The 8,184-nt window shown below is 70.7% G+C and carries 9 protein-coding genes; 2 read left to right on the top strand and 7 right to left on the bottom strand.

Annotated features, from left to right (window positions below; all coding sequences use genetic code 11):
* Window positions 1-1,298: patatin-like protein (locus tag G3I65_RS39050; RefSeq protein ID WP_160700539.1), on the bottom strand; the 1,298-nt coding region annotated here is incomplete at its 3' end.
* 103 nt (window positions 1,299-1,401) lie between these two features.
* Window positions 1,402-2,388 carry a zinc-dependent alcohol dehydrogenase family protein gene (locus G3I65_RS39055; protein WP_160700540.1) on the bottom strand — a complete coding sequence of 329 codons (987 nt, stop codon included), beginning with the start codon at window positions 2,386-2,388 and terminating at the stop codon, window positions 1,402-1,404.
* A 115-nt stretch (window positions 2,389-2,503) separates the two neighbouring features.
* On the opposite strand from G3I65_RS39055, the gene G3I65_RS39060 reads away from it, so the two are divergent.
* Window positions 2,504-2,863 (top strand): helix-turn-helix domain-containing protein, encoded by a 360-nt coding sequence (locus G3I65_RS39060; RefSeq protein WP_125308098.1) that lies wholly within the window; start codon window positions 2,504-2,506, stop codon window positions 2,861-2,863.
* Here G3I65_RS39060 and G3I65_RS39065 read toward each other — a convergent pair.
* Together G3I65_RS39065 and G3I65_RS39070 are read right to left on the bottom strand one after the other, a co-directional pair.
* Window positions 2,860-4,095 carry a DUF445 domain-containing protein gene (locus tag G3I65_RS39065; protein ID WP_160700541.1) on the bottom strand — a complete coding sequence of 412 codons (1,236 nt, stop codon included), beginning with the start codon at window positions 4,093-4,095 and terminating at the stop codon, window positions 2,860-2,862. The genes G3I65_RS39060 and G3I65_RS39065 overlap by 4 nt on opposite strands.
* 4 nt (window positions 4,096-4,099) lie before the next feature.
* Window positions 4,100-4,891, bottom strand: coding sequence for an Abi-alpha family protein (locus tag G3I65_RS39070; RefSeq protein WP_160700542.1), 792 nt, complete (start codon window positions 4,889-4,891; stop codon window positions 4,100-4,102).
* A 72-nt stretch (window positions 4,892-4,963) separates the two neighbouring features.
* Between G3I65_RS39070 and G3I65_RS39075 the strand changes: the two genes are divergently transcribed.
* Window positions 4,964-5,785, top strand: coding sequence for a maleylpyruvate isomerase family mycothiol-dependent enzyme (locus tag G3I65_RS39075; RefSeq protein ID WP_160700543.1), 822 nt, complete (start codon window positions 4,964-4,966; stop codon window positions 5,783-5,785).
* Between the two features lie 69 nt (window positions 5,786-5,854).
* Here G3I65_RS39075 and G3I65_RS39080 read toward each other — a convergent pair whose 3' ends face one another.
* From G3I65_RS39080 to G3I65_RS39090, 3 genes are read right to left on the bottom strand one after another with little or no spacing between them, the layout of a single operon-like run.
* Window positions 5,855-6,313, bottom strand: coding sequence for a lipopolysaccharide assembly LapA domain-containing protein (locus G3I65_RS39080; RefSeq protein ID WP_160700544.1), 459 nt, complete (start codon window positions 6,311-6,313; stop codon window positions 5,855-5,857).
* A gap of 46 nt (window positions 6,314-6,359) precedes the next feature.
* Window positions 6,360-7,499, bottom strand: coding sequence for a dipeptidase (locus G3I65_RS39085; protein ID WP_160700545.1), 1,140 nt, complete (start codon window positions 7,497-7,499; stop codon window positions 6,360-6,362).
* 42 nt (window positions 7,500-7,541) lie between these two features.
* Window positions 7,542-8,144 (bottom strand): alpha/beta hydrolase, encoded by a 603-nt coding sequence (locus G3I65_RS39090; protein WP_160700546.1) that lies wholly within the window; start codon window positions 8,142-8,144, stop codon window positions 7,542-7,544.
* Window positions 8,145-8,184: the final 40 nt, after the last annotated feature.

Below are 8,184 nucleotides of genomic sequence, written 5' to 3' on the forward strand. Positions count from 1 at the left end.
GCGTCGTCGAGCGCGGTCGTCCGGTAGCCGACCAGGTCGGCGACCGCGAGGCTCCCGGCGGGCGGCCCAGCCGGCACACCGGCGCTCAGCCCGGTGACGGCGATCGCGCGCAGCTGCCGCGACATCCCGGACGCCCACTCCCGGTCCGGGGTGTCCGCTTCGGACAGCGCGTACCGCCGCGCGGCGACCCGGACCAGCTCGGCGGCGTCCTCGGCGGTCCGCCGCTCGAGGTACGCGGTGGCGATCCGCTGGTCGACCAGGCTCTCGGGCCCGCCGCGCAACCCCAGCGCGGCCAAGGAAACCCGGGTGTCCCTGGCGCGCAGCACGGCGTCGTTGTGGCGGGTCAGCTCGTCCAGCTCGGCGCTGATCGACTGGCTCATCACGGTGTTGACGACCTTCGCCATCGCGTTCGACAACAGCGGCGGGTTCGCCGCGTCGCACTCGACGGCGTCGGCGACCTTCTCCCCGGTCGGCACGACGTAGAGCAACAGCCGCCGGACGTCCGCGTGCGACGGGCGTTCGAAGATCTCGCGCAGCGCCGGCCGCAACGGCTTGTTCAGCAGCACCCCGCCGTCGGTCAGCCAGTGCGAGCGGGTCAGCTCGGTGTAGGCCGTCATGTCGGGGTGGAGGCGGTCGGTGCCGCCGGTGCCGATCGGCATCCGGGACAGCTCGAACGCACCGGGGAACGACGCGGTGGAGCGGGCCGCCAGCGCGAGCGGCGCCTCCACGCCGTTCGTCCACAGTGGACCGCAGAACCGGAACAGCATCCGGTGTTCGGTGTCCCGCACCAGGTTCCCGAGCGCGTCGTCGAACCGGGTGGTCTCGCCGTCGATCATGGTGCCGGTGAGCAACACGGTGACGTCGGGTTCCTCGACGGGCCGCGTGCCCTTCGCCGTGATCTCGCACAGCACCTTTTCGAGGTCGTCGAGCAGCACGCGGTCCCCGTCGAGCACCGACCGCGGCGCCTGTTCGCGCGCGTCCCGGATCAGGTTCTCCAGCGAGCCGGTGGTGATCCAGGTGTCGCGCAGCACCCCCGGCGAGGACCCGAAGGCTTCCGCGAGCCCGAGGCAGGCGGCGTTGATCCCGCCGGCGCTGGTCCCGGTCAGGACGTCGAGCGAAACGGTGGCGCGCAGGACGTCGAGCAGCTTGCGGTAGCGCCCGGGCTCGGCGGTCCCATGCGATTCCCGCAGCAGCCTCGACGTCTCGGTGGCGACCCCGCCCATCCAGATCGCGAGGCTGGCACCCCCGACCATGGTCACCGCCAGCCGGATCTCCTGCGGCCAAGGTTCGGCAGTCATGGGCTCCCCCGCCCGGTCGTAGTCGTGACGCACAGTAGAGGCGCAAGGTAAGCGCCGGGATACGTCCAGGTGTACGGCCGTTCGGGTGGACTTGCTCGCCCGCTCAGCCGCCCACGCCGACCACCACTTTCCCGAACTGCCCGTTCGCCTCGAGGTACCGGTGCGCCGCGGCGACGTCGTCGAGGTCGAAGACGCGGTCCACGCGCGGCCGGAATGTTCCGGCCCGGACACCGGCACGGACGAAGTGCCCGGCGCGGGCGAGCCGTTCGGGGTCCAGGGTCAGGTCGAAGGCGTTGAACAGCCGCATGGTGGGCACGAACCACAGCGGGAACGGCGTTTCCTTCGTGTCGAGCGCGCCGTAGACGACGAGCGTCCCGCCTTTCGCGGTGGCGGCGGCGAGCTTGCGCACGCCGTCCCCGGCGACGGCGTCGAAGACGAACTCCGCGCCCCGCTGCCCGGTGATTTCGAGCGTGCGCCCGGTGATGTCCTCGTCGCCGGTGACGATCACGTGCGCGGCACCGGCGTCGAGGAGCCGCTGCTTCTTCGCGGCGGTGCGCGTGGCGGCGATGGGGATGGCGCCGATGTGGTTGACGACGTCGATGGTCGCCAGCCCCACGCTGCTGGAGGCGGCGGTGATCAGCACGTGGTCCCCAGGCCGGACTTTCCCTTCTTCGACGATCGCGCCGTACGCGGTGAGGAAGGGCCCCCACAACGCGACGGCTTCGGTGGCGTCGAGCCCTTCGGGACGGCGCAGGACGGCGGACGCCGGCACGATGGCCGCCTCGCCGTAGACGCCGTAGTCCCGCATCGAGAAGCCCGCGACGGTGCTGACGGCGTCGCCGGCCGCGAACCCGGTGACCCCTTCGCCGACGGCTTCCACGATCCCGGACGCGGAGTACCCGAGCTTCGCGGGAAACGCGTCCGGGCGCTCGAAGTAGGTGCCGGAGCGGAACATCGCCTCGGCCCGGTTGAGCCCGATCGCCTCCACCCGCAGCCGCAGTTCCCCGGCCCCGGGGTCGCCGAGCTCGACGTCCACGAGCTCCAGCACTTCCGGCCCGCCTTCGACGGCGAACCGCACTGTCTTCGTCATTCCAGGTTCCTTTCCGGTGCTTGCCGGAATCGATCGTGGACCGCCGGCGTTCCCGCTGGAAGACGGCACTTTCCTGGTACGACGGCACACTCCTGTTACGAATGAGGTCACAGCGGTGGACAACGGCGAAGTTCTTCCGGCGGAGATGTGTTCCCTGCGCGAGGTCCTGGACCTGGTGGGCGACAAGTGGGCGATCCGCGTCCTGGTCCAGCTGGGCGACGGCGCCCGGCGCTTCAGCGAACTGGAGCGCGCGCTGGACGGCGTCTCCCGCCGGATGCTGTCGCTGACGCTGCGCGGCCTGGAGCGCAACGGGCTGGTGACGCGGAAGGTGTACCCGGAGGTTCCGCCGCGGGTGGAGTACACGATGACACCGCACGCGGCGGAGCTGGACGAGCCGTTGCACGCGTTGTCGGCCTGGGCGGCGAAGCACCGGGCCAAGGTCGCCGCGGCGCGGGAGGCGTACGACGTCGGCTAAGCCGCCAGGTGCTCCAGCACCAGGACCTGCGCCTCACCGACCGCGAACCCCAGCACCGCGCCCGTCGCGATCAGGATCCACTCGTCCTGCTCGAACGCCGGCCGCAGCAAGCGCTCGAACTCCTTGGGGGACAGCTGCTTCATCTTCGAAACCAGCACGTTCCGGATGTCCATCGCGTCGGTCGCGTAGTCCTCGATGTAGCGCATCGTCTCCGGCAGCCGGGACATGATCTGCGACGCGATCGCCAGCTTCATGTCCTGGTACTTGCGCGAACCCACCGCGAACACCAGCACCGGCTTCGCGACGCTCCCGAGCTCCCGGTCCAGCTGGCGCTGGATCAGCGCCAGCACGCGGTCCGACAGCGGGCCGTGCAGGATGGCCTCGATGACGTTGTGCGGGGTGATGATCTCCTTCGCGATCAGCGATCCGTAGGCCTCCGCGACCTCCGCGCGCCGTTTCAGGAACAGGCCCTGCCACTGGACGCCGAAGTACCGGCGGGGCTCGATCGGGTAGAAGATCATCCGCAGCGCGAGCCAGTCGGTGAACCAGCCGGTGAACAAGCCGAAGATCGGCATGATCGGCGGGAACTTGAACAGCACCCACGCCACCATCTGGATGACGCCGATCGCGCCGCCGAAGACCAGGCCCGAGCGGGCGATGAACTTGAACTCCTTCGCGCCCGCCTCCTGGAAGATCCGGTTGAGCAGGCGCTTGTCCTTGACCAGGCTGGTGACGACCATGCCCTTGAGGTCGAACACGTTGTCCACATCGGACTTGATCAGGTCGAGCACGGCCGCGACCATCCGCGGCGACTCGTGCTGGACGCGCTCGATCACCAGGCGCTGCACGCGGACCGGGAGCGACTCCCACAGGCCCGGCTGGTAGTGCCCCGCCACCTCGCGGACGATGTCCTCGACGCCGGCCAGCAGCGGTTTCTCGATCTCCTGGGCGATGCGGGACGCGTCCAGCCGCGCGACGACCTCGGCCGGCTTGATCAGCTGCTCGGTCATCGTGTCGCAGGCGATGCTCGCCATCCGCGCGGCGCGCTTGGGCACGATGCCCTGCCAGCCGAGAAACGGCTTGACGCCGATGAACTCCACCGGCTGGAACATCATCCGGATGGCGACGAGCTTGGTGCCGTAGCCGATCAGCGCGGCGACGACGGGGATCGAGACGTAGAGGGGCCAGTGCTGCGCGAAGTCGGCGACGATGCCGGCGAGGAACGACCCCATCCGGTCAGCCGAGGCTCGGGTCGCAGGCTTGCCAGAACTGCGCGCCCAGGCGCGAGATGTGGATCGTCCGCCGGACGTACTTCGCGCGCTTGACGTGCTTCTCCGCGTCGCGCACGGTCTCGTCGGTCAGCAGGATCTCGTACTGCGTCTCCAGCGACGGCACCTCTTCGTCGAGGTCGACCAGGCCCAGCCCGATCAGCCGCGTCACGTAGCCGGGAACCTGGTCGGGCAGCGACACGCCGGCCGCCTTGCCGACCGTCGACGCGTTGCGCAGCGCGACCCGGCCCGTGCCGCCGAGGCCGGTCCGCTCGACGACGTCGACCGCGGGGAACGGCGAGCCGTCCGACAGCGCGGAGAGGATGCGGGCCTCGTCCGGGGTCAGCTGGCGCAGGATGATCGCGTAGAAGTATTCGCGGGCGCGGTCGCGGCCGAAGCCGATGGAGTGGTTGAGCAGCTCGGCCATCGCGGCGCGCAGCGGCTCGAGGGCGTTGTCGCGCGCGGGCACGATCGTCACGGTGGCTTCGACCGTCCCGGGCACCGAGGACCGGTTCATCGCCGACGCCGCGGTCAGCGCCGCGTGGTACGGGTCGTCGACCTCGTCGAGCCGGCGGCGCAGTTCGGTCAGCAGCTGCCGCTCCACCTGCCGGACCCCGCGTTCGGCGGTCTCGACGCCGGGGAGCTTGCGCCCGAGCGCGAACCCCGTGCGCGCGGCCCAGCCGGCCAGCTGACCGGCGCGGCGGGCCAGGTCGGCCACCTCGTCACCGGTACCCCGGCCGTTCGGTCGCTCTGCGTTCACGAGCCCACTCCCCTCTGCGTACGCGGTGATGCTACCTGTGGGTAGGCCGAATGGAGGTGTTTGGATGCCCACATGAGTCCGACGCGCTGGGGTCCGCCGATCGACGTCCTCCCGTACTTCTCGAAGGAAGAGCAGGCGCTGATGACCCTGCTCGGCGCGTTGACCGAGGAAGACTGGACGCGGCCGACGATGTGCGCTGGCTGGACGGTCCAGGACATCGCCGCCCACCTGCTGGGCGACAAGGTCGGCCGGCTGTCCCGAAGCCGCGACGGGCACACCTCGGAAGCCCCCCGTCCGGGTGAGCCGTTCCCCCGCTTCATCGACCGGATCAACGAGGAGTGGGTCGTCGCCTGCCGCCGGCTCTCGACGGACGTCCTGCTCACGATGATGTACGAGTTCATGGGCCAGACGACCGAGTACTGGGCGAAGCTGGACCTCGACGCCGTCGGCGACCCGGTGAGCTGGGCCGGCGACGAGCCCGCGCCGCGCTGGCTGGACGCGGCCCGGGACTACTCGGAGTTCTGGGTTCACCACGTGCAGCTGCGCGAAGCGCTGGAGCACACGCCGCTGGAGGCGGAGTACGCCGAGCCGATCGCCGACACGTTCGTCCGCGCGCTGCCGCACACCCTGCGTGACGTCGAGGCGCGCGTCGGCAAGCAGGTCGGCTACACCGTCACCGGGGCCGGCAAGTGGTACGCCCGCCGCGAGCGCGACGGCTGGGTCCTGGACCGCGGCGCGCCGCCGTCACGCACCCCGCTGGCGACGGTGACGACGGACCTGGACACGTTCTGGCGGCTCTGCACCCGCAACACCGCCGACGTCACCCGAGTCCGCACGACCGGCGACGAAAACGTTTGCGAGGTAATGCTGACCATGACCTCGATCATCGTCTGACGTCACTTTCGTAGGGAAAGTGACGTGGAGTGCGGACTCCGGATCACTTTCCCTACGAAAGTGACGCGTTCAGCGGCGGCGGGCCTGCTTGCGGAGCTGCAGGATCCGGGCCCCGCCGATCAGCGCGACCAGCGCCGCGCCGCCGATGGCCGAGAACAGCATCGCGATGGCCAGCGGCAGGCTGCCCTCGCCGCCGAAGAAGTGCACGGTCACCGAGTCCAGGTTCTGCAGGATGAAGATCAGCAGCAGGACCAGCACGACCAGGCCGGCGATCACCGCGACCCAGGTGCCGCTGATCCGGGTCCGCTTGATCTTCCCGGGCGCGGGCCTGGCCGGCGCCGGACGCACCGGCGTGGCCTCCTCGGCGCCCGGCCGGACGTCGCCGGCCCGCAGCTCGGCGGGCTCGAGGGCGCCTTCGGGCACGTCGTTTTCGTCGAGCTGGTGCCGGCCCGGCGCGTCGGTGCCGGGGTGGTCGTGGTGGGCAGGTCCGGTGGGGCGGTCGGCCGCGCCCCCGCGCGCGTGCGTCATGTGCCCAGTGTCCGTCCGGCACGCGGGGAGCGCCGCCTCAAACCCCCTAACGGGCGAAGCCGTCGACCTCCCGGAGGACGCGGAGCGTGTTCTTCCCGGCCAGCTTCGCGCAGTCTTCCTCACTCCACCCGCGCTCGAGCAGCGCGGCGAACAACACCGGGTACTTGGAGGTGTCCTCCAGCCCTTCCGGCAGCGTGCCGACGCCGTCGTAGTCGCCGCCGAGGCCGATGTGGTCGACGCCGGCCACCTCGCGGGCGTGCTCGACGTGCGCGACGACGTCGTCGACCGTGGCCTTCGGCTTGACCGGGCCGTCCCACTCCTTCACGAACTCCCCGCGCTGGGCGAGGTTCCGGTACTCCCGGCCCGCGGCTTCCATGGCGGCCTTCAGCTCCTGGTCCCACGCGGCGACCTTCGGCGAGATGAACGCCGGCACGAAGGTGACCATCGCGACGCCGCCGTTGCCGGGCAGCTTCGCCAGGACGTCGTCGGGGATGTTGCGCGGGTGGTCGTTGACGGCGATGCACGAGGAGTGGCTGAAGATCACCGGGACCGAGCTGACCTCCATCGCCGCCCGCATCGTCGACGGCGCGACGTGGGAGAGGTCGACCATCATCCCGATCTTGTTCATCTCGCGCACGACGTCGCGGCCGAACTCGGTGAGCCCGCCGTGGGCCGGCTCGTCGGTGCCCGAGTCGGCCCACGTGGTGTTGAAGTTGTGCGTCAGCGTCATGTAGCGGACGCCGAGGCGGCGCAGGATCCGCAGCACGCCGAGCGACTCGGCGATGCTGTGCCCGCCCTCGGCGCCGAGCAGCGACGCGATCCGGCCGTCGGCGAACGCGGCCTCGGCTTCGTCGGCGGTGTCGACCAGCCGGAGCCGGTCGGGGTAGCGCTCGGCGAGCTGGTGGACGACCTCGATCTGTTCGAGGACGGCGGTCACGGCGCTGTGGCCTTCGAACTCACACGGCACGTAGACGGACCAGAACTGCATGCCGAGCTTCCCGTCGGCGAGCTTCGGGAAGTCGGTGTGCAGGGCCGGCTGCCGGACGGTCAGGTCCAGCGACGCGGCCGCCTCGACCGGGTTCGGGCCGCCGTGCTGCCGCAGCTCCCACGGCAGGTCGTTGTGCCCGTCGGCCAGGATGACCGCGTCCAGCAGTTTGCCGGCACGCTGTAGTGCCTCGTTAGTCATCGCCCGATCGTAGGGCCGCCCGGTATACGCTCCGTACAAACGCTAGTTCTTGATCCACTCGGCCGCGGCGCGGACACCGTCCACAGTGATCTGGTGCCCACCGGGATGGCGCTGGGTGACGACGTCGGCACCGCGCTCGCGCAGCAACCGGATCAGTTCCCCGGTCGACGCCAGCGGCGCCATCGGGTCGTTTTCGCCGTTGGCCAGGAAGACGCGCGAGCCGCTGAGGTCGTGCTCCGGCGGCTCCGGCACCGGTGACATCGAAGCGAACAGCGCGGCTTCGCGCACGACGTCGGGCCGCAGCAACACGAGGGCGGCCGCGATGTTGGCGCCGTTCGAAAAGCCGACCGCGACCAGGCGACGGCCACCGAACCCGTACTCCTCACCGGCTTCGAGCACGAAGTCGGCGAGTTCGTTCGCGCGCTTGACGACGTCTTCGTGGTCGAACACGCCCTCGGCCAGCCGCCGGAACCAGCGCGCGGCGCCGTGCTCCGACACCGGGCCGGCCGGGGCCAGCACGGCGGAGTCCGGGCTGAGCTCGCGCGCCAGGCCGAGCAGGTCGTCCGGGCCGCCGCCGGTGCCGTGCAGCAGCAGGAGCACGGGCGCGTCGGGCGCGCCTTCGACGAACTTGTGCCGCAGCGTCATCACAGCTCCGGGTTGTTTTCGGCGGGGAGGTCGAGCTTGG

Source organism: Amycolatopsis sp. SID8362 (assembly GCF_010550475.1).
Lineage (GTDB): Bacteria > Actinomycetota > Actinomycetes > Mycobacteriales > Pseudonocardiaceae > Amycolatopsis > Amycolatopsis eburnea.

Coding starts and splice junctions, on each gene's coding strand:
- G3I65_RS39055 (WP_160700540.1), bottom strand. CDS start 2,388: ATGACGAAGACAGTGCGGTTCGCCGTCGAAGGCGGGCCGGAAGTGCTG.
- G3I65_RS39065 (WP_160700541.1), bottom strand. CDS start 4,095: ATGGGGTCGTTCCTCGCCGGCATCGTCGCCGACTTCGCGCAGCACTGG.
- G3I65_RS39075 (WP_160700543.1), top strand. CDS start 4,964: ATGAGTCCGACGCGCTGGGGTCCGCCGATCGACGTCCTCCCGTACTTC.
- G3I65_RS39080 (WP_160700544.1), bottom strand. CDS start 6,313: ATGACGCACGCGCGCGGGGGCGCGGCCGACCGCCCCACCGGACCTGCC.
- G3I65_RS39085 (WP_160700545.1), bottom strand. CDS start 7,499: ATGACTAACGAGGCACTACAGCGTGCCGGCAAACTGCTGGACGCGGTC.
- G3I65_RS39090 (WP_160700546.1), bottom strand. CDS start 8,144: ATGACGCTGCGGCACAAGTTCGTCGAAGGCGCGCCCGACGCGCCCGTG.